Here is a 25,028-nt window from a genome sequence, read left to right on the forward strand (position 1 = left end):
CCCGCCGGGCGGTGCTGGACCGCCCGCCTCGTGGCCGCCCGGCCAAGGGCAGGCGGCCGGCAACCCCTTACAGCGTCAGGCGGTAGACCCGCAGGCGGTGGCCGTCGGGGTCGATGCCGCTAAAGGTGTAGCCGAAGTCCATGGCCTCCGGGGCCTGGACGATCTCCACGCCCTGTTCCCGCCAGAGCCGATGCAGGCGATGCACGTCGTCGTCGCTGTCGACGTGGAAGCACAGCTCGCCGCCACCGCCCGGCACCGTGGTGGCCGGCTTCACGCCGCCACGTGCCCAGAGGCCGAGCTTGAAGCCGTTGTCGAAGACGAACAGGGCGAAGCCCGGGCTGTGCTCGACGGTCTCGCGCGCCAGCAGGCGCCGATAGAAATCGGCACTGCGCACGGGGTCGTCGACGTACAGGTTGAGCAGGTTGGGGGCGATCATTGGATGGGTCTCCGATGCGGAGCGACGGGCGTCGTCACTCGATGCGCGCAGGCTAGGCCCTCCCCCTGTCAGTTTCTGGCAGCAGCCTCACTGCTCGGCGATGCCGTGCAGCTCGCGCCACGCTCGCAGCAGCACCTGGCGCCGCCGTGGGTAGCGTTGGCCCAGGTCGCGCAGGTCGTCCACCCGGTCCAGGCGGAAGTGGCGCATGCCCTGGCGCAGCTCGCACCAGGCGGCCAGCACCCGGGTCTGCTCGAAGTAGCCCAGGGCGAACGGCCAGACCACCCGCTGCGACGCCTGGCCCTCGGCGTCGCGGTAATCGAGCTGCACGCGGTGCTCGAGGCGGATGACCTCGCGTACCTGTTCCAGCAGCGCATCGGGGATATCGCTGGCCGGTGCCGGGCCGATCAGCAGGGTGCTGGTCTCCAGTTCCTCGCGCAGGGCCGGGGGCAGTACCGCGCCGACCTTGGCCAGCACATCACGCGCTGCATCCATCAGCTGGCGGTCGCCCCGGCGGCTGACCCAGCGCATGCCGAGCACCAGGGCCTCGATCTCACCCAGGGAGAACATCAGCGGCGGCAGTTCGAAGCCCGGCCGCAGCACATAGCCGAGCCCGGCGCCCCCTTCGATGTTGGCGCCCTGTTGCTGGAGCGTGGCGATATCGCGGTAGAGGGTGCGCAGGCTGATGCCCAGCTCGGCGGCCAGGGCATGCCCGGCGACGGGGTAGCGGTGGCGGCGGAGGATCTGCAGCAAGTCGAGCAGGCGCTGGCTACGGGACATGGCGTGACATGGCTCAGAGACGCAGCAGCCCGACGCTGCGCAGGAAGCGCTCGACGTCGGCGGTGTAGCCGTTGTCCTGGCCGAGTTCGTGGTTGATCTGCCGGTGCGACATGTCCACGCCCATGACCTCGACGCGCTTGCCCAGCTCGCGCCCCTTGGCGGCGAAGCCACGGGCCTGGGGACAGGCATCGTCGCGACGGGTGGAGCACACCGCCAGCAGCGGCGCGCCGGCCTGCTCCAGGCGCAGGGTGGGGGAGGCGGCACGCCAGGTGGCGGGATCGTCGCCGAAGGCGCGGTCATAGAGCTTCAGGTGCGGGCCGCGCATCACCGTCTCGACGTTGAAGGCGGCGCTGTCCAGCGCCACGGTGCCGATCCACGGGCGCGCGCCCTGTTGCGCGGCGATCTCCGGGGCGGCGTCGAGCAGCGCCACCAGGTGGGCACCGGCGGAGTGGCCCATCAGCACGAAGCGCGCCGGGTCGGCCTGCCAGCCGCTGGCCAGTTGCTGGGCCTGGGCCAGGGCCCGGGCCACGTCATCGGCCTGGGCCAGCGGCGGGGTGTCGGGGAGCATGCGGTAGTTGGTGGAGACCAGCACCACGCCCTGGGGCACCCAGCGCAGGGCCTTGTTCAGGGCGACGCTGCCGTTGTCCTTGTCGCCATTGGCCCAGCCACCGCCGTGGACCATGAAGATCACCGGGGCAGGCACGCGCGGCGCCACCTTGGGCAGGTAGACGTCGAAGCGCTGGCGCTCGTCGTTGCCATAGGCGACATCGCGCTGCACGCGGATGCCGGCCTCGTCGAGCTGGCGGGCTTCGCGGCGCTCCTGGAGCAGGCCGGCACTGGCGGTCTGCAGGGTGAGGGCGCCGAGCAGGGCGGCGCAGAGGAACAGCAGGCGGCTGGGCTTCATCGTTGGGTCCTTCGCTGATGGGCCGGGACGGCGCCCGGTACAGCCTTGATACGCCGCCTGGGCACCAACCCCTGCGCGGAAATGAAAACGGCGCCCCTTGGGGCGCCGCTGCCTGTCACTCGGCCTTGCGAGGCTTGCCCGGCTGGATCAGCCCATCGGCCCTGAACATCGCCTTGATGCCACGGATGGCCTGGCGGATGCGGTCCTGGTTCTCGATCAGGGCGAAGCGCACGTGGTCGTCGCCGTATTCGCCGAAGCCGATGCCGGGGGAGACGCAGACCTTGGCCTCGGCCAGCAGCTTCTTGGCGAACTCCAGGGAACCGAGGTGGGCGTAGGGCTCGGGGATCTTCGCCCAGATGTACATCGAGGCCTTGGGGTTCACGACCATCCAGCCGGCCTCGTGCAGGCCCTTGACCAGCATGTTGCGGCGCTGGCGGTACTGCTCGGCGATGTCGCGCACGCACTGCTGGTCGCCTTCCAGCGCGGCGATGGCGGCCACCTGCAGCGGGGTGAAGGTGCCGTAGTCGTGGTAGCTCTTGATCCGCGCCAGGGCGCTGACCAGCTCCGGGTTGCCGACCATGAAGCCGATGCGCCAGCCCGCCATGTTGTAGCTCTTGGACAGGGTGAAGAACTCCACCGCGATGTCCTTGGCGCCGGGCACCTGCATGATCGAGGGGGCCTTCCAGCCGTCGTAGACGATGTCGGCGTAGGCCAGGTCGTGGATCACCAGCACGTCGTACTGCTTGGCCAGGGCCACCACACGTTCGAAGAAGTCCAGCTCCACGCACTGCGCGGTGGGGTTGGAGGGGAAGCCGATGATCATCATCTTCGGCTTGGGGATGGATTCGCGGATGGCGCGCTCCATCTCGGCGAAGAAGTCCACGCCGGGCACCAGCGGCACCGAGCGCACCTGGGCGCCGGCGATCACCGCGCCATAGATGTGGATCGGGTAGCTGGGGTTGGGCACCAGCACCGTGTCGCCGTGGTCCAGGGTGGCCAGCATCAGGTGCGCGAGGCCTTCCTTGGAGCCGATGGTGACGATGGCTTCGCTTTCGGGGTCGATCTCCACGTCGTAGCGGTCCTTGTACCAGCGCGAGATGGCGCGGCGCAGGCGGGGAATACCGCGGGAGGTGGAGTATCCGTGGGTGTCTTCGCGCTGGGCGACCTGCACCAGCTTCTCGACGATGTGCGGCGGGGTGGCCCCATCGGGGTTGCCCATGGACAGGTCGATGATGTCCTCGCCACGACGGCGCGCGGCCATCTTGAGTTCGGCGGTGATGTTGAAGACGTAGGGGGGGAGACGATCGATGCGCGCGAAACGGCGCGGAGAACGCGTGTCAGCCATGCTTTCCTCGGATACGTAAGCGCCCGGAACCGTCCGAGCGACGTCGGCCACATGGGTGGCCTGGCGGCGAAGATAAGCGCAGCGGTGGGGCGTTGTCGAGAAAAATCCGAGGCCTTGTGGGGCGTTTTCTTTCAGGGCGAATGGGCGTGCCACAGGGGGGGCGCATCGCGGATGAATCCGCTCCCACGGGGCGTCAGGTGCCGGCCCGGACGCCGGTGCGGTGGACCGGTGAAGCGTGGTCCACCTACGAGTGCCCGGTGTGCGGGGTTATTGCGGGATGAGGATGGAGAACTTCTTGTGGTGGGTGCTGCCGTTGACGTCACGCACCTGGGCCACGAACCAGTGGGCGGTGGCGGAGGCGGTGCCGGCTTCCGGGGTGCCGCTGACCAGGCCGTCGGCGGCCAGCGCCAGGCCGGCCGGCGGGTGGCCGCTGACCAGCTTCCAGGTGGCGCCGCCGAGGCCGCCGGTGGCGTACAGCTGGGCCTGGTAGGGCTGGCCGACGCGGGCCTCGGGCAGGGCGGCGGGGCTGTTGACGAAGAGGCCGTCGTTGGGGTGGCTGGCGGCCAGGCGGTAGAACTTCACCCGCGCGCCTTCGGTGGCGCTGTCGCCGTGCATGTGCAGGTAGGCGCCGGCCTTGAAGTAGAAGGTCTCGCTGTTCCAGGCCGGGTCCATCGCCATGGTCGCCACCGGGCCGCCGTTGGCCGAGGCCATGGCGACGTTGTTGCTGACCTTCATCTGGTAGCTGAAGGTCTCGCCCAGGTCGATGTCCGTGGCCAGCACGTGGTTGGTATAGGGCAGGCCCTGTTCCGGCAGGCCCTGCAGCTTGGCGATGACGCGGCCGGTCTTCCTGGCGAAGTCGTAGCGGTAGTAGAGGAGGATCAGCGGCGCGCTGCCGTAGCCGTGCACCTGGCCGACGATGACGAGGCCGTCGCTGGGCACCTGCATGACCTTGAGCAGGGCGTCCTGCACCGATTCGCCGGCGCCGCTCCAGGTCAGCCCCAGGTTGCTCGGGTCGAGCATCTCGCGCAGCTCCGAGCGCGGGCTGCTGGAGCCGCCGGCGGTGGCGCCGTTGACCGGCGTCCAGAAGCTCATGGAGCCGTCGGCCGCGTCGGTGCGGAACCAGCGCGACTGGTAGCCGTCGGGGCCGCTGAGCTGGTCGGGGCGCACGGTGATGGCCTTGCCCTCGCTGCCGCCCTCGGCGTCCTGGGGCACGGTGATGTTCCAGTTCTCCAGGGCGAAGTTGCCGCCCGGGGCTATGCCCTTGTACAGCTCGGCCTGGGCTTCGCCGAGCAGCAGGCAGCCCAGCAGGCCGAGCCAGTGGGCGTTGCGGTGGCGGTGGGGAACGGGGTGGAGCGATTGGAGCCTGTGCATGCCTTGCATCCTCGTTGTCGGGCCGCACTCCGCTCGAGACCGCCTTCCTTCGACGCGTATGTGCCTTCCCTGCGCTTGTATAGGGCCTGCTTCATCGCAGGCCTTTCACAGACTCGTCGCCTTCAGGGAAGGTTCTGCCGCTGCGTTGCGGCGGCGACCGGTGGCGCACTGGCGCCGGTGCGTCGGGCGTGCCGGGTCAGGTCGTTTGCCGGGCCTTGAGCGCGATGAGCAGTTCGGCGAGGCGCTCGATATGGGCGTCCGTGGTGCGCCACGAGGAAACGCTGAGGCGGAACGCCGGGCGCCCCTGCCACAGCGTGGGGCCGAACCAGACCTCGCCCGTGGCCTGGGCGGCGAGGCGGATGGCCAGGGTCTGCTCGTCGCTGTCGGCGCGCACCAGCACCTGGTTGAGCACCACGCGGTTGAGCACCTGGTAGCCGGCGCCGCGCAGGCGTTCGGCGAGGTACGTGGCCTGGCGCAGGTGGCGGTCGATCAGCGCGCGCAGGCCGTCGCGGCCGAGGCTGGCCAGGGCTGCCCAGATGGGCACGCCGCGGGCGCGACGGGAGAATTCCAGGTTGAGGTTCTTCTGCGCATCGCGGGAGGCGCTGGCGTAGGCTGCGTCGCTGTTCATCGCGGTGGCCAGGGCCTCGGCATCCCGGCAGATGGCCATGGCGCCGTCGTAGGGGGTGTTCAGCCACTTGTGGCCGTCGGTGGTCCAGCTGTCGGCCTGCTCGACGCCTGCGGCCAGCGCGGCGGCGGAGCTGGCCCGGGCCCAGAGGCCGAAGGCACCGTCGACATGCACCCAGGCGCCAGCGGCGCGGGCGCGGGGGATGAGCGCGGCGAAGGGGTCGAATTCGCCGCTGTTGACCTCGCCGGCCTGCAGGCAGAGGACGGTCATGTCGTCCAGCGGCGGCAGTTGCGCCGGGTCGATCCGGCCCAGCTCGTCGACGGGCGCCACCCGCAGGCGGTTGATGCCGAAGCCGAGGATGCGCAGGGCTTTCTTCACGGTGATGTGCACGCTGGCGGAGACCACCACGCGCACTTCGGGCGCGCCCATCAGGCCGTCGCCGTCGAAGTCCCAGCCCTTGCGTGCGAGCAGGGCGCGCCGGGCGGCACTGAGGCAGGCGAGGGTGCAGGCGGTGGCGCTGGTGCCGAAGCCCACGGCGCTCTCGGCCGGCAGGCCGAGGCTCTCCAGCACCCAGCGCGCGGCGGCTTTCTCGATGCGGTCGGCGGCGGGGGAATTGTCGAAGGAGGAGGCGCACTGGTCCCAGGCCAGCACCAGGCGCTCGGCAGCGGCGGCGGCCGGCAGGGTGGCGCCGATGACGAAGCCGAAGTAGCGACCGCCATTGGAGGCCGTGGTGGCGGGGGAGCCGAGTTCGTCCAGCAGTTGCAGGGCCTGCCGGGCGGGCAGGCCCTGCTCGGGCAGCGGGCCGTCGAAGCCGGCCAGGGCGGCGATGGCCTCGGGCGTGGGGAAGACGCGACGGCCGGGGATGCCATCGAAGTAGGCGAGGGCGCGACGGTCGGCGTCTTCCAGGAGCTGGCGTTCGGTGTCCATGAGGGTTGTCCGGCGGTGATGGCGATGGGCCTACCTTAGCCGCCGCCGTGCCGGGCCAGCAGATACACGCTGCGCCCGCGACGGCGGTACAGTCGCCAGCGCCCGCTCACCTCCAGCGGAACAGTTACAACTCACACCCGTACAGTTGCCCTTCAGTGCCCGAGCATTTCGTGCATGGCGATGATCTGTTCGGCCACTTGGATGAGCTTCTGCTGGCGACTCATGGCCTGGCGGCGCATCAGGGTATAGGCCTCTTCCTCGTTGCAGCTCTTCATCTTCATCAGCAGCCCCTTGGCCAGTTCCACGCGCTTGCGCTCGGCGAGCTGCTGCTCGCGGGCGTTGAGCTGGGCGCGCAGGGCCTGGTCGCTCTCGAAGCGGGCGATGGCGACGTCGAGGATCGGTTGCAGGCGCTGGGCGTGGATGCCTTCGACTATGTAGGCGCTGACGCCGGCCTGGATGGCCTGGCGCATGACGCCGGGGTCGTGCTCGTCGGTGAACATGACGATGGGGCGGGGCTGGTCGCGGCTGACCAGCACCACCTGTTCCATGACGTCGCGGCCCGGGGATTCGGTGTCGATGAGCACGACATCGGGGCGCACGGCCTCGACCCGTGCGGGCAGGTCGATGGTCAGCCCGGATTCGTCGATGACCTCGAAGCCGGCTTCGACCAGGGCGGTACGAAGGCGACCGACTTTCTTGGCGGTGTCGTTGATCAGCAGGATGCGCAGCATAGGGGCGTCCCTCCGTTACAGGGCGAGGGCGGAGGGTGTGCCGGCGAGGGCGTGCAGGCGGAAACCGCGTGCGTAGCCGGCCGGGTCGCTGCCATCCCAGGTGACGCCGTCCATCAGCGTGGCGCTGCGCATCGGCCCGGGGACTTCGATGCCAAGGGCCTCGGCGGCCTGCCGATAGAGGTCGAGGCGCTGCACCTCGCGGGCGACGCCGAGGTAGTCCGGGTCATCGCGCAACAGGCCCCAGCGGCGGAACTGGGTCATGAACCAGATGCCATCGGAGAGGTAGGGCATGTTGACCCGGCCATCGTCGAAGAAGCGCAGCGGGTGGGCGTCTTCCCAGGCATTGCCCAGGCCGTCGCGGTAGTGGCCGAGGAAGCGCGGCTCGATGGCCGAGAGTGGTGCGTCGACGTACTCGGCACCGCTGATGAGTTGTGCCGTGCTGCGGCGGTTTTCCTCGCTCTGCTCGATGAAGCGGCTGGCTTCGAGCACGGCCATGGTCAGGGCGCGGGCGGTGTTCGGGTAGGCCTCGGCGAAGGCGGCGGTGACGCCGAGGACCTTCTCCGGGTGGTCGGGCCAGATCATCTGGCTGGTGGCCAGGGTGAAGCCCTGGCCCTGGTCCACCGCCAGGGCGCCCCAGGGGCCGCCGGCGCAGAAGCCGTCGATGCGCGCGGCCTGGAGGTGGGCGACCATCTGCGAGGGCGGCACCACCACGCTGTTGACGTCGTGCAGCGGGTGGATGCCATGGGCGGCCAGCCAGTAGGCGAGCCACATGGCGTGGGTGCCGGTGGGGAAGGTCTGGGCGAAGGTGAGTCGTGCACCACCCTGGCGCACGTGGGTTGCCAGTGCCTCGGCAGTGGTCACGCCAGCGCGCCGCAGGGGTTCGGAGAGGTTGATGGCCTGGCCGTTCTGGCACAGGCCCATGAGGATGGCCATGTCGGTGGCGGTGCCGCCGATGCCCAGGTGGATGCCGTAGACCTGGCCATAGAGCGCCTGGGCGGCGTCCAGCTCGCCGGCCAGCAGCTTGTCGCGCAGCGTGGCCCAGGAGGCCTGGCGCTTGAGGTTGAGGGTCAGGCCGTAGGGTTGGGCGAAGCCCTGGGTGGCGGCGACGACCAGCGAAGCAGAGTCGGTGAGGGCCATGAAGCCGAGGTCCAGCGTGCTCTTTTCCGGTGCATCGCTGCCGGTGACCCAGGCCAGGTTGTCATTGCGTGTGTGCAGTCGGTCGTCGCTCATGCTGTCGCCATCCCATCAACGAAAAGGCGCCGCCCCGGCCTATCGCGGGGTGCGATGACCGATGACGACGCCATTGTCCGGCGGCCCGCCCCGCCGTTGGGGAGGGCCTGATGCGAGTGACGAAGCAAGCGATGTGCCAGGGGCAAGAAGACAGACCCCCACCGTAGTGGGGGCCTGGATGGAGCGGGGCGTATCAGCGCTCGATGATCTGCTTCACCTGGGTCTGCGGAATCTGCTGCTTGCGGCCTTCGCTGTCCTCGAATTCGAGCATGCCGGTGTCTTCGTCCAGCTCGGGCTTGCCGTCGCTGGTGAGGATCTGGCCGTCGGTGGTGTTGATCAGGTATTCGCTGGAGCAGCCGGAGAGGCCGACCAGGCAGAGGGCGATGAGGATCCAGTGCTTCATGGTGTTACTCCTTGGAATGAGCGGTTGGGCGCTTCTCCTTGGAACATAGCCGCTGGCGTTGGGCTGGCAAGGCGGGGGAGGGCGAATTCGTGGGGGGCGGCACGGTTTCGGGCCGGGCTTTTCAGTGGGCCCCCGCGCACGCGGGGGCCCACTGAAAAGCCGGGGCGCACGTCCTGGCCCGGATCGCGCCCATGAAAAAGCCCCGCACGGGGCGGGGCTTCTTCATTGCCGGTGAGGCTTAGGCTTGAACGACCGGGATCTTGGCGTTCGCAGCGGCTTCGCGGTACTCGGCGATCTGGTCGAAGGACAGGTAGCGGTAGACGTCGGCAGCCATGCTGTCGATGTTCTTCGCGTATTCCATGTACTCCTCGACGGTCGGCAGCTTGCCCAGGATGGACGCGACTGCCGCCAGTTCGGCGGAGGCCAGGTACACGTTGGCACCATCGCCCAGACGGTTCGGGAAGTTGCGGGTGGAGGTCGAAACCACGGTGGAGTTCGACGCCACGCGTGCCTGGTTACCCATGCACAGCGAGCAGCCCGGCATTTCCATGCGCGCGCCGGCCTTGCCGTAGATGCCGTAGTAGCCTTCCTCGGTCAGCTGGTGCTGGTCCATCTTGGTCGGCGGCGACAGCCACAGGCGGGTCGGAATCGAGCCCTTGACCTTGTCCAGCAGCTTACCGGCAGCGCGGAAGTGGCCGATGTTGGTCATGCAGGAACCGATGAACACTTCGTCGATCTTGTCGCCGGCGACGGTGGAGAGCAGGCGGGCATCGTCCGGGTCGTTCGGAGCGCAGAGAACCGGCTCCTTCACGTCGGCCAGGTCGATCTCGATGATCTCGGCGTACTCGGCGTCCTTGTCGGCTTCCATCAGTTGCGGGTTGGCGAGCCAGGCTTCCATCGCCTGGGCGCGACGCTCCATGGTGCGGGCATCGCCGTAGCCTTCGCCGATCATCCAGCGCAGCAGGGTGATGTTGGACTGCAGGTACTCGGCGATGGCCTTTTCCGGCAGCTTGATGGTGCAGCCCGCAGCGGAACGCTCGGCGGAGGCGTCGGACAGCTCGAACGCCTGCTCGACGGTCAGTTCGTCCAGGCCTTCGATCTCGAGGATGCGGCCGGAGAAGATGTTCTTCTTGCCCTTCTTCTCGACGGTCAGCAGGCCCTTCTGGATGGCGTAGTAGGGGATGGCATGGACCAGGTCACGCAGGGTGATACCGGGCTGCATCTTGCCTTTGAAACGCACCAGGACGGACTCGGGCATGTCCAGCGGCATGACGCCGGTAGCGGCGGCGAAGGCCACCAGGCCGGAACCGGCCGGGAAGGAGATGCCGATCGGGAAGCGGGTGTGGGAGTCACCACCGGTGCCGACGGTGTCCGGCAGCAGCATGCGGTTCAGCCAGCTGTGGATGATGCCGTCGCCAGGACGCAGGGACACGCCGCCACGGGTGCGGATGAAATCCGGCAGGGTGTGGTGGGTGGTGACGTCGATGGGCTTCGGATAGGCAGCGGTGTGGCAGAAGGACTGCATGACCAGGTCGGCGGAGAAGCCCAGGCAGGCCAGGTCCTTCAGCTCGTCGCGGGTCATCGGGCCAGTGGTGTCCTGGGAGCCGACGGTGGTCATCTTCGGCTCGCAGTAGGTGCCCGGGCGGACGCCGGCTACGCCGCACGCCTTGCCGACCATCTTCTGCGCCAGGGTGAAGCCCTTGCCGCTGTCGGCGGGCTGTTCCGGCTTCTTGAACAGGTCGGAGGAGCCCAGGCCCAGTTCGGCACGGGCCTTTTCGGTCAGGCCACGGCCGACGATCAGCGGGATACGGCCGCCAGCGCGGACTTCGTCGAGCAGCACCGGGGTCTTCAGTTCGAAGGTGGTGATGACTTCGTCGGTACCGTGCTTGCACACCTTGCCGGCGTGCGGGTAGACGTCGATCACGTCGCCCATGTTGATGTTCGATACGTCGAACTCGATCGGCAGGGCGCCGGCGTCTTCCATGGTGTTGTAGAAGATCGGGGCGATCTTGGAACCGAAGCAGAAGCCGCCTGCGCGCTTGTTCGGCACATAGGGGATGTCGTCGCCGAAGAACCACAGCACCGAGTTGGTGGCGGATTTGCGCGAGGAGCCGGTGCCGACCACGTCACCGACGTAGGCGACCGGGAAGCCCTTGGCCTTGATCTCTTCGATCTGCTTCAGCGGGCCGATGGCGCCTTGCTGCTCGGGGACGATGCCGTCGCGGGCCATCTTCAGCATGGCCAGGGCGTGCAGCGGGATGTCCGGGCGGGACCAGGCGTCCGGAGCCGGGGACAGGTCGTCGGTGTTGGTTTCGCCGGTGACCTTGAACACGGCCAGGCTGTACTTGTCGGCGATGGCGGGCTTGGCGGTGAACCACTCGCCGGCGGCCCAGGATTCCAGGACGGCCTTGGCGTGGGCGTTGCCGGCCTTGGCTTTCTCGGCGACGTCGTGGAAGGCGTCGAACATCAGCAGGGTGTGCTTGAGCTGTTCGGCAGCGGTGGCCGCCAGCTCGGCGTCATCCAGCAGCTCGACCAGGGTGGCGATGTTGTAGCCGCCCTGCATGGTGCCGAGGAGCTCGGTGGCGCGTTGCTTGGAGATCAGCGGGGACTTGGCTTCACCCTTGGCGACGGCGGAGAGGAAACCGGCCTTGACGTAGGCGGCTTCGTCCACGCCCGGCGGAACGCGGTTGGTGATCAGGTCTACGAGGAATTCTTCTTCGCCGGCCGGCGGGTTCTTCAGCAGCTCTACCAGGCCTGCGGTCTGTTCGGCGTTCAGCGGCTGGGGCACGATACCCTGGGCGGCACGCTCTTGTACGTGTTTGCGATAGGCTTCAAGCACAGTTTTACCCTCATCAGTGGTCCCAAGGAGTTGTCCGGGACGCTCATCCAGGAATCCAGCGAACCCGTGCGCCGCGCAGCTTTGTGAGCTGCCTGGCCAGGGTTTCGATGGTTCCATCCAGAAGCTGTTTTCAAAGTTTTACGCCGGAAGGAAGGCCTGATGAGGGCTGGCGTTGGACACTCGCCGGGGAGTGCCCAGCGCCAAGATTTCCTGCCGGGTGGACTGTGCTCGTGACGCTTTGAAAACAGCTTCCAACGGACATTGGCGCCTAAAATGGCGGGCCGATTCTAAAGGAAAGCTGAGCCGAAGTTAAGACAAAAGCCCCGGGTTTCTTGGGGTGACCCTGCTTAGACAAAGGGCTAAGATGCCGCCCTGTTCCTGCTTTTCCAGACCTTCCCGCCATGTCCAATCAGCGCATCAAGACGCCTTGCGTCGGCCTCTGCTCCACCGTTTACGGGGATCTCGTATGCCGTGGCTGCAAGCGCTTCCACCATGAAGTGGTGAACTGGAACCTCTACAACGAGGAGGAAAAGCGGGCGGTCTGGCGACGCCTGGAAATCCTCCTGGTGCAGGTGATGACCGCCAAGCTCGAGGTTTTCGACGAAGATCGCCTGCGAATGCAGCTCGAGCAGCGCCAGGTCCGCTTCGTTCCCGAGCAGTCGCCCTATTGCTGGGCCTACCAGTTGATCGCCCGCGGCTCGCGCATGATCAACCGCCTCGATGCCTATGGCGTGGCGCTGTTGCCGGAGTTCCGCGGCTGGGCCTTGCCGGAGCTGCGCGAGGCCATCGATCGGGAGTTCTTCCTTCTGTCGGAAGCCCATTACGAGCGCTATATCGCGCCGCGTTTCCTGCTGGAGGGGATGGAGATCCGCGTCTAGCGCATCCCATAGTCGGCGGTACGCCAGGCATGGAAAAGCCGCCCATCGGGGCGGCTTTTTCGTTCGGGCGTCAGCGTTGGGCGACCAGTTCCTCCAGGTGGGCGATGATTTCGTCCGGCTTGAGCACCAGCACATCGCTTTCCAAGGAGTCCAGCACCACCTCGGCGGTGTTGCCGATCAGGGCACCGGAGATGCCGGTACGGGCGACCGTGCCGATCACCGTAACCGCCGCCTTGAGCTTCTGGGCGACATGGGGGATGAGTACGTCGGCCGGCCCTTCCTCCACATGCAGGCGCTCGTCGCTGATGTCGAACTCCTCCTGGAAGGCTCGGCATTCGGCGCGGTAGCGCGCCTCGATGCTTTCCTTGAGCTGGAAGGTCGGGTCCGCCGCGGACAGCATCGGCGAGGGGTGGGCGCTGATCACGTGCAGGGTGCCCTTGGCCAGCCCGGCGATGTCGTAGCCGTGGCTGATGATGCTGGCGTGCAGGGTGCGGTGCTCGCCATCGCTGTTGCCGACGTCCACCGCCGCCAGGATGACGCCGTTGGTCCAGGGGGTGTCGGTCTTGACCATCAGCACCGGGCCGGGGCAGTAGCGCAGCAGTTTCCAGTCGTCCGGGGTGAGCAGGAAGCGCTTGAGCGGGTTGTCCGGCACATGCTGCTTGATCACCAGGCCACAGCCCTCGGCCTGCTGCACGGCGATGACGGTCTGGTGCAGGTTCTCGTTCCAGGCCTGCTGGGTGGTGACGCTGTAGCCTTCGCTGGCGAGCGAGCCGGACAGGTCGGCAAGGTAGGCGGCGTGGTCCGCCTTGCGGTCGCAGACCAGCAGGTGCAGGTGCGATTGAGTCACCCCGGCGATGAGCTTGGCGCGCTTGAGCGCCAGGCCTTCGGGGTGGTTCGGATCAACTACCACGAGGATGCTGCGGATGGCTTGCATGGTCGTGCTCTCCCTGGAAGACATATAGCTGGATCCACTGTAGCTGCCCTGGGCGCCCGGTGTTCTTGACATATATCAGTGCATCACGCTGGCTGCGCCCTGCAGCCCCCGTATAATGCTCCGCCAACGCCCGCCCGACCAGATCGCCATGCCCGCATCCGCCATTCCCGCCGTTCCGTTTTCCCCCGTCATCGCCCGCCAGGGAGTGCCACGTCCATGAACCTCCCGGAAATCCATGACTTCCTCGGCTGCCGCACGCCCTCGGCCTGGGTGGATGCCGCGCTGGCGGACCAGGAAACCCTGCTGATCGATCACAAGAACAACGAGTTCAAGGCTGCCGCGACGGCCATGGCGTTGATGGCCAAGTACAGCCTGCACCTGGACCTGATCAATTTCATGTCGCGCCTGGCCCGTGAGGAGCTGGTCCACCACGAACAGGTCCTGCGCATCATGAAGAAGCGTCGCGTGCCGCTGCGCGCGGTATCCGCCGCGCGCTACGCCTCCGGCCTGCGCAAGGTGGTGCGCAACCACGAGCCGGCCAAGCTGGTGGACACCCTGGTGGTGGGGGCTTTCATCGAGGCGCGCTCCTGCGAGCGTTTCGAAGCGCTGGTGCCGCATCTGGACGAAGAGCTGGGCAAGTTCTACTTCGGCCTGCTGAAAAGCGAGGCGCGCCACTACCAGGGCTACCTGAAGCTGGCCTACCAGTACGGCGAGGCGGCGGACGTGGATGCGGTGATCGAGAAGGTGAGGGCGGTGGAGCGTGAGCTGATCGAGAGCCCGGACGAGGCGTTCCGCTTCCACAGCGGTGTGCCGGCCTGAGTCCGGCCGGAACTGAAAAGCGCCCCGAGGGGCGCTTTTTTTGTAGCCGGGGAGGGCTCAGTCCTTCACTTTCAGGTCCAGTGCCAGGTCGCGGGCGGCCTTGGTGGCGAGCACGCCCATCAACTGGCCGATCTCGTCCTGGCGACTGCTGGCGCCGTTCTGCCCGGCACCCATCATCACGCTGGGGACCGGCGCCTGGGCGGCGGCCTCGGCCCAGACCTTGTTGATGGCGATCAGCGCGTCGAGCTTGGGCTGCAGCGCGCCGTCCGCCTTGATCACCGCTTCGCGGGCATAGGCCTCGGCGTCGGCGGTGATCTTGGTGGCCTGGGCGGTGATGCTGGCCTTGTCACGTAGCAGCTCGGCGGTCTGCTTCTCGATCTCGGCGCGACCCTTCTCGCGTTCGGCGTTGATGCGCGCCAATTGCTTCTCGGTCTCGGCCTGGGTGGTGCGCTCGATCTGGTCGCGCAGGGTTTCCTGGCGGCGGGCTTCCACTTCCTTCTCGCCGCGGGCGGTGACCAGCAGCTTCTCTTCCTCTTCCTTCAGGCGGTTCTGCCGGGCCACGGCCAGCTCGGCCAGGGCCTGCTGCACCTTGACCATGCGCTGCTTGTACTGCGGGTTGGGGTCGACGTTGGTGATGCGGGCCTCGACCACTTCGACGCCGTACTTGCGGAACTGCTGCTGCTTGCGCACCGGCATGCCCTTGGCGTCGATCACCTTCTCGGTGACGAACTGGCTGGCGTTGTTGTCGCCGAAGGTGCCCTGCTCGGTACCGGCCTGGAGGATGGCGGTCTGCTGCGGTACATGGCCGCGCGGGCCGCGCACTTCCTTGCGCTTGATCAGGTAGAGGCCGTCGTTGAGCTGGTTCTCGAACTCGGCGGCGAATTCGCTGCGGGCGCCGGCGTAGAAGTCGTCGGCGGTCATCAGCGAGGCGGTGGCCTGCAGTGTTTCCTTGATCGCCGGCACCAGCGCGGTCCGGATGAAGTTCTCCGGGTTGCGGTATTCCTGGGCGATCTTGAGGAACTGCTCGCCGCTGGGCAGGCGGAAGCGTGCGGAGGACTCGACCTTGGCGTCGACGTTGCCGAGGAAGACGATGGGGAAGGCTTCGATGGTGGCGCCGAGGGAGTCGTTGTCGCTGTTGTCGTCGATCTGGTTGAGCGCTTCGGTGAGCACCGATTGCACGCTCAGGGCCTTCTTCCAGGGGGTGGCGCGACCGAACCACTTGGTGGCGTAGCCGACGTCGTCCACCACCTTCTCTTCGCCGAAGATGGTGCGCACGTGGGTGGCGAAACCGGCTTCGTTGTAGAAGAAGATGCCGTTGAACAGCACGAAGGCGGCGGCCGTGCCGACGACGGCGCCGACCAGGTACTTGATATAGGGGGAATCGCTGAACGGCATGGTCGCTCCTTGACGGGACTCAGGGTGCGCCGATGCTGCTGGCCGCGTGCCATCCAGTCAAGGAGAGCCGGCGCGGCCTGCGGAGGAGTTCGCGTTGCGCGGCTCAGTCGAGGGCGAACGGTGCCTGGCGGAAGCCCTGTTCGTCGACTTCCAGGGCCCAGCCCTGGCGATCCCAGTCGCCCAGGACGATGCGCTGGGCGGGCAGGCCGCCGACCTGCAGCTCGTGCACGGCGGGGCGGTGGGTATGGCCGTGGATCAGGGTCGGTACGCCCTGTTCGGCCAGCAGGCGCGGGATTTCTTCCGCGGTGACGTCGGTGATCTCCGCCGCCTTCTGCCGGGTCTGCATGCGGCTCTCGCTGCGCAGCTTGCGCGCCAGCTTGTGGCGGGTGGCGAGCGGCAGGTGGCGCAGTATCCAGAGCACGACGGGGTTGCGCAGGATGCGCCGCATGCGCATGTAGGCCTCGTCGCGTGTGCACAGGCTGTCGCCGTGCATCAGCACCACGGGGTGGCCGGCGAGCACGACGCGGCTCGGGTCCGCCAGCAGGGTGCAACCTGCCTCGCGACAGAAGCGCGTGCCGATCATGAAGTCGCGGTTGCCGTGCATCAGGAAGATGCGCGTGCCGCCATCGGCCACCTGGCGCAGGGCCTGGGCGATGGTGCGCTGGTAGGGGGTCATGGCGTCGTCGCCGATCCAGGCCTCGAAGAAGTCGCCGAGGATGTAGAGCGCTTCGGCCTGGCTGGCGCGGGTCTGCAGGAAACGAAGAAACGCCCGGGTGATGTCCGGGCGTTCTTCTTCCAGATGCAGATCGGAGATCAGCAGGATCACTCGACGATCTCGGCCTTCTCGATGATCACGTCCTCGACCGGTACGTCCTGGTGGCCGGACTTCATGGTGGTGGCCACGCCCTTGATCTTGTTGACCACGTCCATGCCTTCGGTCACTTCGCCGAACACGGCGTAGCCCCAGCCCTGCACGGTCGGCGCGCTGTGGTTGAGGAAGCTGTTGTCGGCGACGTTGATGAAGAACTGCGCGGAGGCGGAGTGCGGCTCCATGGTGCGGGCCATGGCGACGGTGCCGACCTTGTTCGACAGGCCGTTGTTGGCCTCGTTCTTGATGGGGGCGCGGGTGGTCTTCTGCTTCATGCCCGGTTCGAAGCCGCCGCCCTGGATCATGAAGTTGGAGATCACGCGGTGGAAGACGGTGCCGTCGTAGTGGCCGGCCTTCACGTACTCCTTGAAGTTGGCCACGGTTTCCGGGGCTTTGTCTTCGAAGAGTTCCAGGGTGATGACGCCATGGTTGGTGTGCAGCTTGATCATTTCGGTATCCGCTCGGTCGAGAATTCGAAGGCCTGTCAGGGGGTTGACAGCTTCGGCTATGATAAGCGCTTTGATTTGACCGGCCTACCCTGTGCCGCGCACCCGTAGACCTAAGGATCCCATGAGCAAGCCAGAGACTCCCGCCGCCGCGAACTTCCTCCGCCCGATCGTCCAGGGTGACCTGGATGCCGGCAAGCACGCCAAGATCGTCACCCGCTTCCCGCCGGAGCCCAATGGCTACCTGCACATCGGCCACGCCAAGTCGATCTGCCTGAACTTCGGCCTGGCCCAGGAATTCGGCGGCGACTGCCACCTGCGCTTCGACGACACCAACCCGGCCAAGGAAGACCAGGAGTACATCGACGCCATCGAGAGCGACGTGAAATGGCTGGGCTTCCAGTGGTCCGGCGAGGTGCGCTACGCCTCCAACTATTTCGACCAGCTGCACGCCTGGGCCATCGAGCTGATCAAGGCCGGCAAGGCCTTCGTCTGCGACCTCACCCCCGAGGAAATGCGCGAGTACCGCGGTAGTCTGCACGAGCCGGGCAGGAACAGCCCGTTCCGCGAGCGCTCCGTCGAGGAGAACCTGGACCTGTTCGCCCGCATGAAGGCCGGCGAGTTCCCGGACGGCGCCCGCTCCCTGCGCGCCAAGATCGACATGGCCTCGCCGAACATCAACCTGCGCGACCCGATCCTCTACCGCATCCGCCACGCCCATCACCACCAGACCGGCGACAAGTGGTGCATCTACCCCAGCTACGACTTCACCCATGGCCAGTCGGACGCCATCGAGGGCATCACCCACTCCATCTGCACCCTGGAGTTCGAGGACCATCGCCCGCTCTACGAATGGTTCCTGGCCAACCTGCCGGTGCCGGCGCAGCCCCGCCAGTACGAGTTCTCGCGCCTGAACCTGAACTACACCATCACCAGCAAGCGCAAGCTCAAGCAACTGGTGGACGAAGGGCACGTCAGCGGCTGGGACGACCCGCGCATGTCGACGCTCTCCGGCTACCGTCGTCGCGGCTACACCCCGGAATCGATCCGCAACTTCTGCGAAATGGTCGGCGTCAACCGTGCCAGCGGCGTGGTGGACATCGGCATGCTGGAGTTCAGCATCCGTGACCACCTGGACGCCACCGCATCCCGCGCCATGTGCGTGCTCAAGCCGCTCAAGGTGGTCATCACCAACTACCCGGAAGGCCAGGTCGAGAACCTCGAACTGCCGCGCCACCCTAAGGAAGACCTCGGTGTACGCGCGCTGCCCTTCGCCCGCGAGATCTACATCGATGCCAGCGACTTCGAGGAAGTCCCGCCTGCCGGCTTCAAGCGCCTGGTCCCGGGTGGTGAAGTACGCCTGCGCGGCAGCTACGTGATCCGCGCCGACGAAGCCATCAAGGACGCCGACGGCAAGGTCGTCGAGCTGCGCTGCTCCTATGACGAGAACACCCTTGGCAAGAATCCCGAAGGCCGCAAGGTCAAGGGCGTGATCCACTGGGTGCCGGCCGAGGCCAGCGTCGAGTGCGAAGTGCGCCTGTACGATCGCCTGTTCCGTTCGCCGAACCCGGAGAAATCGGAGGAGGGCGGCAGCTTCCTCGACAACATCAACCCCGAGTCGCTGGTGGTGCTCACCGGCTGCCGCGCCGAGCCGTCCCTGGCCAATGCGCAGCCCGAGGAGCGTTTCCAGTTCGAGCGCGAAGGCTACTTCGTCGCCGACATCAAGGACTCGCAGCCCGGCAAGCCGGTGTTCAACCGCACCGTCACCCTGCGTGATTCCTGGGGGCAATGATGGCGCTGTCGATCTACAACACCCTCACCAAGGTCAAGGAAGCCTTCCAGCCGCTGGAAGGCAACAGCGTGCGCATGTACGTGTGCGGCATGACCGTGTACGACTTCTGCCACATCGGCCACGCCCGCGTGATGGTCGCCTTCGACGTGGTCACCCGCTGGCTGCGCGAGCGCGGCTATGACGTGACCTACGTGCGCAACATCACCGACATCGACGACAAGATCATCCGTCGCGCCCAGGAGAACGGCGAGCCGTTCGAAGCCCTGGTCGAGCGCATGATCGCCGCCATGCACGAGGACGAGGCGCGCCTCGCCGTGCTGCGCCCGGACATCGAGCCCCGCGCCACCGGCCACATCGCCGGCATGCACCAGATGATCCAGACCCTGATCGACAAGGGCTTCGCCTACGCCCCCGGCAACGGCGACGTCTACTACCGTGTCGGCAGGTTCGAGGGCTACGGCAAGCTGTCCCGTCGCCGCATCGACGAGCTGAAGATCGGCGCGCGCATCGAGGTCGACGAATCCAAGGAAGACCCGCTGGACTTCGTGCTGTGGAAGGGCGCCAAGCCCGGCGAGCCGAGCTGGGAATCCCCCTGGGGCCCCGGTCGCCCCGGCTGGCATATCGAGTGCTCGGTGATGTCCACCTGCTGCCTGGGCGAGACCTTCGACATCCACGGCGGCGGCCCGGACCTGGTGTTCCCCCACCACGAGAACGAGATCGCCCAGAGCGAGGCGGCCACCGGCAAGCTCTACGCCAAGGCCTGGATGCATGCCGGCGCGGTGCGCGTGGATGGCGAGAAGATGTCCAAGTCCCTGGGCAACTTCTTCACCATCCGCGAGGTGCTGGAGAAGTACCACCCCGAGGTGGTGCGCTACCTGCTGGTCTCCAGCCACTACCGCAGCCCGATCAACTATTCCGAAGACAACCTCAAGGAAGCCAAGGGCGCCCTGGAGCGCTTCTACACCGCCTTGCGCTGCCTGCCCAAGGCGCCCGCCGCCGAGGGCGAAGCCTTCGTCGAGCGCTTCAATGCCTCCATGGATGACGACTTCAACACCCCCGAAGCCGTCGCCGTGCTGTTCGACATGGCTCGCGAGGTCAACCGCCTGCGCGACACCGACATGGCTGCCGCTGCGGCCCTGGCAGCCCGTCTCAAGGCGCTGGGCGGCCTGCTCGGCCTGCTCCAGCTGGACCCGGACGCCTTCCTCCAGGCCGGCGCCACCGGCAAGGTCGACGCCGCCGAGGTCGAAGCCCTGATCCAGGCCCGCCTGCAGGCGCGCGCCGAGAAGAACTGGGCCGAGTCCGACCGCATCCGCGACCAGATCACCGCCCTGGGCGTGGTGCTGGAAGACGGCAAGGGCGGCACCACCTGGCGCCTCGCCGAGTAGTCATGCGCGTCATGAACGAGGTCGCTTCCGAGCGGCCTTTTTCTTGGGCGCCGGAACCTTCATCGAAACTCCACGGCAACTCCATCTACGGTCCACGCAGCCAGCACGGCGCACGTGCATAAAGGCGTCCCGCCCCGAGGAAAAGGACGTCGCCGTGGACATCACCCTGATCAACCCGCCCCACACCGCCATCGGCAGTCGCATGCCCCGGGAGCACCTGCCGCCCCTGGGCCTGCTCACCGTCGGCGGGCCGCTGCTGGATGCGGGCTTCCACGTCTCGCTGCTGGACGCTGACCGCGAGGCGCTGAGCGTCACGCAGATCGTGGCGCGCATCCAGGCGACGGCGCCGGATGTGGTGATGCTCGGGCACTCCGGTTCCAGTTCGGCGCACCCGACGGTGGTGGACATCTGCCGCGCCCTCAAGGTCGTGCTGCCCGGGCTGGTCATCGTCTACGGCGGCGTGCACCCCAGCTACCACTGGGACGAGATCCTCCAGGAGGTGGCGGAAGTCGACTTCATCGTGCGCGGGGAGGGCGAGCGGACCGCCCTCTCGCTGGTGCAGGCGCTGGCGCAAGGGCGCTCGCCGCTGGACGTCCACGGCATCGCCCTGCGCTACCTGGGCGAGCCCTACGCCACGCCCGCTGCCGCCATGCTGCGCAACCTCGACGACCACCGTGTGGGCTGGGAGCTGATCGACCACGCCGACTACGCCTACTGGGGCGGCAAGCGGGCAGTGGTGGTGCAGTTCTCCCGGGGGTGTCCCTACCTGTGCAGCTACTGCGGTCAGCGTGGGTTCTGGACCCGCTGGCGGCACCGCGACCCGGTGCGCCTGGCCCGGGAGCTGGCACGTCTGCACCGGGAGCAGGGCGTGGAGTTGATCAACTTCGCCGACGAATTGCCCACCGGCTCGCGCAAGATGTGGAAGGCCTTCCTCGAAGCCCTGATCGCCGAAGATGTGCCGCTGCTGCTGGTGGGCTCCACCCGTGCCGGGGATATCGTCCGCGATGCCGATATCCTCCACCTTTACCGCAAGGCCGGGGTTATCCGCTTCCTGCTGGGCATCGAGAGCTATGACGAAGGCACCCTGGAGGCGATTCGCAAGGGCGGTACGACTCGCGAGGACCAGGAGGCGATCCGCCTGTTGCGCCAGCACGGCATCGTCTCCATGGCCACCTACGTGATCGGCTTCCAGGAAGAAATCGATGCCGACTACTGGCGCTCCCTGCGCCACTTGCTGCGCTACGACCCGGACCAGATCCAGCTGCTCTACGTCACCCCGCACCGCTGGACGCCCTTCTACGAAACGGTTGAACAGCGCCGGGTGATCCAGCCCGACACCCGCCGCTGGGACTACAAGCACCAGGTGCTGGCGGTGCAGCGCGTGCCGGCCTGGCGGGTGTTCCTCTGGTTCAAGGCCATCGAACTCTGCATGCAGGCCCGCCCCCGGGCGCTTGCCCGGCTGTTGTTCCATCCCGATGCCGACTTCCGTCATGCCATGCGCTGGTACACCCGCATCGGCCGGCGGGTTTGGTTCCACGAGGTGGCGGAGTTCCTCTTCGCCACCCGGCTGTTGAAGAGGGGACCGACGCTCCGGGAATTCCTCGGCGCCTCCCTGGCGGGGCGCGAGTACCTGCTGGACAAGCGCAAGGGCAGGCCAGCCGTGGAGGTGATCGCGCGGGGGTGAGGTTAATCGCCACTGCGATACAGGCCCTGCTCCCGCAGGCGCTTGTACAGGGTGTTGCGGCTGAGGTTGAGGCGCCGGGCGAGGTCGGAGATGTTGCCGCCGCAGGCCTGGAGCTGGGCGGCGAGGCTTTCGTCCGTTGGTTGCGCTGGCGTGGCGCCGGGGTTGGGCGGCGGGGCGTCTGGCAGATCGGCGAAGAAGTCATCCGGCAGGTGCTCGCGGCGGATGGGGTGTTCCTCTGCCATGGCCAGGGCGATCTGGATCACGCTGCCGGCCTGGCGCAGGTTGCCGGGCCAGGGGTGGGCCATGAACAGTTCCAGCACGTCGCTGCTGAAGCCGGCCCACTGGCGCGGCTCGCGGTGCTGTTCCCAGAGGCGGCGGAACAGTTCGCCACGGTCGCTGCGTTCGCGCAGGGGCGGCAGTTCGAGGTTGAGGCCGCTGACGCGGTAGTAGAGGTCCCGGCGGAACAGCCCGGCGTCCACGTCCTGGCGCAGTGGGCGGTTGGTGGCCGACACCAGGCGGATGTCCACCGGGTAGGGCTCGCCGCCACCGAGCGGCTGCACGCTGCGTTCCTGCAGCACCCGCAGCAGGCGCGCCTGCACGTTGAGGGGCATGTCGCCGATCTCGTCGAGGAATAGGGTGCCCTTGTCGGCCTTGCGGATCAGGCCGACGCTGCCCTTCTGGTTGGCTCCGGTGAAGGCGCCCTTTTCGTAACCGAACAGCTCCGACTCCACCAGTTCGGCCGGGATGGCCGCGCAGTTCACCGCCACCAGTGGCTTGCCGGCGCGGGAGCTGGCCTGGTGCAGGGCCTTGACGAACACCTCCTTGCCGACGCCCGTTTCGCCCTGGATGAGGATGGGAATGTCCTTTTCCAGCAGCCGGCGTGCCTGCTGCACCACACGGTCGACGCGGGCGTCGCCGAGGCTGAGGATGCCGAGGGTCAGTTCGCCACGTGGCGCTTCGCCCGGCGCGGCCGGAGCGGGGCGGAAATCGCGGGGTTCGATGCGCGGCTTGCGCGGGCGCAACAGGCGGCCATGGAAACGGTAGCGGCCGGCGGCGCGTAGCGGGAAGGGCAGGTTGTCCGGTTGCGCCAGCAGCTGCGGCAGGCTGAGGTCGAACAGGCTCTCGATGTTCATCCACGACAGGCCGATGCCCAGCAGCGAGTCGGCGCGCCGGTTGGCCGAGACCACCTGGCCGGCCTCGTCGAACACCAGCAGGCCGGCCCACTGGCTGTCGAGGTTGTCCAGGCTGGTGTTGAAGCTGAGCTGGAAGTAGTCGTCCTTGAAGCGCCCCAGGATCAGCCGGTTCTCCACCGACTGGCTCATCATCTTGACCATGCCCAGGGTGTGCGAGGGCGGCAGGTAGCTGTCGCTGGAGACGTCGAGCACGCCGATCATCTGCCGCGTGGCGTCGAAGATCGGCGAGGCGGAACCGGTCATGAAGCGGTTGGCCTTGAGGAAGTGCTCGTCGCGCTGGATGTGCACGGCCTGGCCGCAGGCCAGCGCGGTGCCGATGGCGTTGGTGCCGGTGGTGCGCTCCTGCCAGAGGGCGCCGGCGACGAAGCCGGCGGCCTGGGACGGTTCGACGAAGCGGCGGTCGCCCCAGGATTGCAACAACTGGCCGCGGCTGTCGGCGAGCATGATCAGGCAGTTGGAGTTGGCGAGGATGTTCTCGTAGTAGGGCAGGACCTCCTGGTGGGTGGTCTGCACCAGGAAGTGCTGGCTTTCCAGCAACGCCGAGACGTCGCCCGCAGCGGCTTCGCCGAAGCTCGGCCGGCTCTGGTGGGTAAGGCCGAAGTCGCGGCAGCGGTTCCACGAGTCGCGGACGATCGCATCGTGGTTCGGCGCCGGGGTGGGCGCCTGGGCAGGAGTGGCCATGTGAGCCTCGCAGCGTTCTTGTTGTTATGGGGCATTCGCTCTGCGGCGATCCGAGCAGTGTTGTTCATGACTGTTCAAAGTCAACGCCCGAGATGTTCAGTTGTTCACATTCGAATGTTCAATTCTGTTCAAGTGAACATTCCTTCGAAGCACTTTTTCCTCTTCAAGTTCTTATGAATCAACGGGTTGAAGTGGATTATCGTGTCCTGGCACGGATGTCGCCTTGTGGTAGCGCGGCCCATGGCCGCCAATGGCTGAGAACAACCACAAGGACACGCCATGTCGTTAACGCTGGAGCATGTCTGCCGCGTCGTCGACCACCAGGTCTACATCGACGACGCCTGCCTGAGCTTCGAGCCGGGCTCCTTCAACGTGCTGGTCGGCCGCACCCTGGCCGGCAAGACGTCGCTGATGCGCCTGATGGCCGGGCTGGACAAGCCCAGCAGCGGGCGCATCCTGCTCAACGGCGTCGACGTGACCGGTGTGCCGGTGCGCCGCCGCAACGTGTCGATGGTCTACCAGCAGTTCATCAACTACCCCAACCTCACGGTGTTCGAGAACATCGCCTCGCCGTTGCGGCAGAACGGCGTGGGCCGCGAGGAGATCGAGCGCAAGGTGCGCGAGACGGCGCAGATGCTGCGCATCGACAAGTTCCTGCAGCGCCATCCGCTGGAGCTTTCCGGCGGCCAGCAGCAGCGCACGGCCATGGCCCGGGCGCTGGTCAAGGATGCCGACCTGGTGCTGTTCGACGAGCCCCTGGTGAACCTCGACTACAAGCTGCGCGAGGAGCTGCGCCAGGAGATGCGCGAGCTGTTCCGCACCCGCCGCAGCATCGCCGTGTACGCCACCACCGAGCCCAACGAGGCCTTGGCCCTGGGCGGCACCGCGACCATCCTCCACGAGGGGCGGGTGATCCAGAGCGGGCCGACCACCGAGGTCTACCAGCGGCCGCAGCAGGTGCTGGCCGCCGAGCTGTTCTCCGAGCCGCCGATCAACCTGGTGGACGGGCGCATCAGCGAGGGCGAGGTGAGCTTCCGCGACTTCGTGCACTTCCCCCTGACCACCGAGCTGCGCGAGCTGGGCGAGGGCGCCTACCGCTTCGGCGTGCGCCCCGGCCACATCGGTCTGGTGCCGTCCAACGACGACGACCTGGAACTGGCGGTGAAGGTGGAGCTGGCCGAGATCAGCGGCTCCGAGACCTTCCTCCATGTGCGCAGCGAGCATTTCGCCCTGGTCCTGCACCTGCAGGGCGTGCACGAGTACGACGTGGATGCGCCGATCCGCATCTATATCCCCACCCACAAACTCTTCGTCTTCGACGCCCAGGACCGCCTGGTTCTGGCGCCGAGCCGTCGTACCTGAGGA

General features: G+C 67.3%; 21 protein-coding genes. 6 read left to right on the forward strand and 15 right to left on the reverse strand.

Translation table 11 applies throughout. The annotated features are described in order from the left end of the window. Positions 1 to 67 precede the first annotated feature (67 nt). The 10 genes from WFQ67_RS10365 to acnB form a co-directional block, all read right to left on the reverse strand. A complete protein-coding gene (locus WFQ67_RS10365) occupies positions 68 to 436 on the reverse strand; it encodes a VOC family protein (RefSeq protein WP_173174027.1) in 369 nt (122 codons plus the stop codon). Positions 437 to 523: 87 nt separating this feature from the next. Further along, on the reverse strand, positions 524 to 1,213 hold the full coding sequence (locus tag WFQ67_RS10370; protein ID WP_337056789.1) for a helix-turn-helix transcriptional regulator: 690 nt from the start codon (positions 1,211 to 1,213) through the stop codon (positions 524 to 526). Between the two features lie 13 nt (positions 1,214 to 1,226). Continuing rightward, positions 1,227 to 2,117, reverse strand: coding sequence for an alpha/beta hydrolase (locus WFQ67_RS10375; RefSeq protein ID WP_213629025.1), 891 nt, complete (start codon positions 2,115 to 2,117; stop codon positions 1,227 to 1,229). A 115-nt stretch (positions 2,118 to 2,232) separates the two neighbouring features. Then, positions 2,233 to 3,462: an alanine transaminase gene (gene alaC, locus WFQ67_RS10380; protein WP_337056791.1), complete on the reverse strand. Its 1,230-nt coding sequence runs from the start codon at positions 3,460 to 3,462 to the stop codon at positions 2,233 to 2,235. Positions 3,463 to 3,729: 267 nt separating this feature from the next. Beyond that, complete coding sequence (locus tag WFQ67_RS10385) at positions 3,730 to 4,833, reverse strand: polysaccharide lyase family 7 protein (protein ID WP_213629027.1); 1,104 nt, start codon at positions 4,831 to 4,833, stop codon at positions 3,730 to 3,732. A gap of 196 nt (positions 4,834 to 5,029) precedes the next feature. Beyond that, on the reverse strand, positions 5,030 to 6,385 hold the full coding sequence (locus WFQ67_RS10390) for a pyridoxal phosphate-dependent decarboxylase family protein (protein ID WP_213629028.1): 1,356 nt from the start codon (positions 6,383 to 6,385) through the stop codon (positions 5,030 to 5,032). Between the two features lie 152 nt (positions 6,386 to 6,537). After that, positions 6,538 to 7,116: an ANTAR domain-containing response regulator gene (locus tag WFQ67_RS10395; protein ID WP_021220297.1), complete on the reverse strand. Its 579-nt coding sequence runs from the start codon at positions 7,114 to 7,116 to the stop codon at positions 6,538 to 6,540. 15 nt (positions 7,117 to 7,131) lie between these two features. Further along, entirely contained in the window at positions 7,132 to 8,346 is a 1,215-nt protein-coding gene (locus WFQ67_RS10400; protein ID WP_337056793.1) for a CmpA/NrtA family ABC transporter substrate-binding protein, read from the reverse strand. Positions 8,347 to 8,539: 193 nt separating this feature from the next. Next, positions 8,540 to 8,749: a YgdI/YgdR family lipoprotein gene (locus WFQ67_RS10405; RefSeq protein WP_173174038.1), complete on the reverse strand. Its 210-nt coding sequence runs from the start codon at positions 8,747 to 8,749 to the stop codon at positions 8,540 to 8,542. Between the two features lie 238 nt (positions 8,750 to 8,987). After that, positions 8,988 to 11,588, reverse strand: coding sequence for a bifunctional aconitate hydratase 2/2-methylisocitrate dehydratase (acnB, locus tag WFQ67_RS10410; protein WP_213629031.1), 2,601 nt, complete (start codon positions 11,586 to 11,588; stop codon positions 8,988 to 8,990). Between the two features lie 401 nt (positions 11,589 to 11,989). On the opposite strand from acnB, the gene WFQ67_RS10415 reads away from it, so the two are divergent. Then, positions 11,990 to 12,466 (forward strand): DUF1289 domain-containing protein, encoded by a 477-nt coding sequence (locus WFQ67_RS10415; RefSeq protein ID WP_021220293.1) that lies wholly within the window; start codon positions 11,990 to 11,992, stop codon positions 12,464 to 12,466. Between the two features lie 70 nt (positions 12,467 to 12,536). Here the strand turns inward: WFQ67_RS10415 and WFQ67_RS10420 are convergent, their stop codons facing one another. Then, positions 12,537 to 13,400, reverse strand: a complete 864-nt coding sequence (locus WFQ67_RS10420; protein WP_337056795.1) for a universal stress protein — start codon at positions 13,398 to 13,400, stop codon at positions 12,537 to 12,539. A gap of 216 nt (positions 13,401 to 13,616) precedes the next feature. On the opposite strand from WFQ67_RS10420, the gene WFQ67_RS10425 reads away from it, so the two are divergent. After that, complete coding sequence (locus tag WFQ67_RS10425; RefSeq protein WP_173178826.1) at positions 13,617 to 14,219, forward strand: tRNA-(ms[2]io[6]A)-hydroxylase; 603 nt, start codon at positions 13,617 to 13,619, stop codon at positions 14,217 to 14,219. A gap of 57 nt (positions 14,220 to 14,276) precedes the next feature. Here WFQ67_RS10425 and WFQ67_RS10430 read toward each other — a convergent pair whose 3' ends face one another. From WFQ67_RS10430 to WFQ67_RS10440, 3 genes are all read right to left on the reverse strand, one after another. After that, positions 14,277 to 15,614, reverse strand: coding sequence for an SPFH domain-containing protein (locus WFQ67_RS10430; protein ID WP_337056797.1), 1,338 nt, complete (start codon positions 15,612 to 15,614; stop codon positions 14,277 to 14,279). A gap of 103 nt (positions 15,615 to 15,717) precedes the next feature. Continuing rightward, entirely contained in the window at positions 15,718 to 16,440 is a 723-nt protein-coding gene (gene lpxH, locus WFQ67_RS10435; protein ID WP_337056799.1) for a UDP-2,3-diacylglucosamine diphosphatase, read from the reverse strand. After that, positions 16,437 to 16,931, reverse strand: a complete 495-nt coding sequence (locus WFQ67_RS10440) for a peptidylprolyl isomerase (protein WP_021220288.1) — start codon at positions 16,929 to 16,931, stop codon at positions 16,437 to 16,439. Before WFQ67_RS10440 ends, lpxH begins: the two co-directional genes overlap by 4 nt. 121 nt (positions 16,932 to 17,052) lie before the next feature. Here WFQ67_RS10440 and WFQ67_RS10445 point away from each other — a divergent pair, with 121 nt between their 5' ends. The 3 genes from WFQ67_RS10445 to bchE all read left to right on the forward strand — a co-directional run bounded on the left by WFQ67_RS10445 (position 17,053) and on the right by bchE (position 21,789). Beyond that, the gene (locus WFQ67_RS10445; protein ID WP_337056800.1) at positions 17,053 to 18,720 is read left to right on the forward strand and encodes a glutamine--tRNA ligase/YqeY domain fusion protein; all 1,668 of its coding nucleotides are present in this window, start codon (positions 17,053 to 17,055) and stop codon (positions 18,718 to 18,720) included. Then, positions 18,720 to 20,105: a cysteine--tRNA ligase gene (cysS, locus tag WFQ67_RS10450; RefSeq protein ID WP_337056801.1), complete on the forward strand. Its 1,386-nt coding sequence runs from the start codon at positions 18,720 to 18,722 to the stop codon at positions 20,103 to 20,105. Before WFQ67_RS10445 ends, cysS begins: the two co-directional genes overlap by 1 nt. 154 nt (positions 20,106 to 20,259) lie before the next feature. Beyond that, positions 20,260 to 21,789, forward strand: a complete 1,530-nt coding sequence (gene bchE / locus WFQ67_RS10455; RefSeq protein ID WP_337056803.1) for a magnesium-protoporphyrin IX monomethyl ester anaerobic oxidative cyclase — start codon at positions 20,260 to 20,262, stop codon at positions 21,787 to 21,789. Positions 21,790 to 21,791: 2 nt separating this feature from the next. Here the strand turns inward: bchE and WFQ67_RS10460 are convergent, their stop codons facing one another. After that, entirely contained in the window at positions 21,792 to 23,663 is a 1,872-nt protein-coding gene (locus WFQ67_RS10460) for a sigma-54-dependent Fis family transcriptional regulator (protein WP_337056804.1), read from the reverse strand. A gap of 279 nt (positions 23,664 to 23,942) precedes the next feature. Between WFQ67_RS10460 and WFQ67_RS10465 the strand changes: the two genes are divergently transcribed. Continuing rightward, entirely contained in the window at positions 23,943 to 25,025 is a 1,083-nt protein-coding gene (locus WFQ67_RS10465) for an ABC transporter ATP-binding protein (RefSeq protein ID WP_337056805.1), read from the forward strand. Positions 25,026 to 25,028 lie beyond the last annotated feature (3 nt).

It is taken from the genome of Pseudomonas sp. USHLN015 (assembly GCF_037153275.1).
Taxonomy (GTDB): Bacteria; Pseudomonadota; Gammaproteobacteria; order Pseudomonadales; family Pseudomonadaceae; genus Metapseudomonas; species Metapseudomonas tohonis.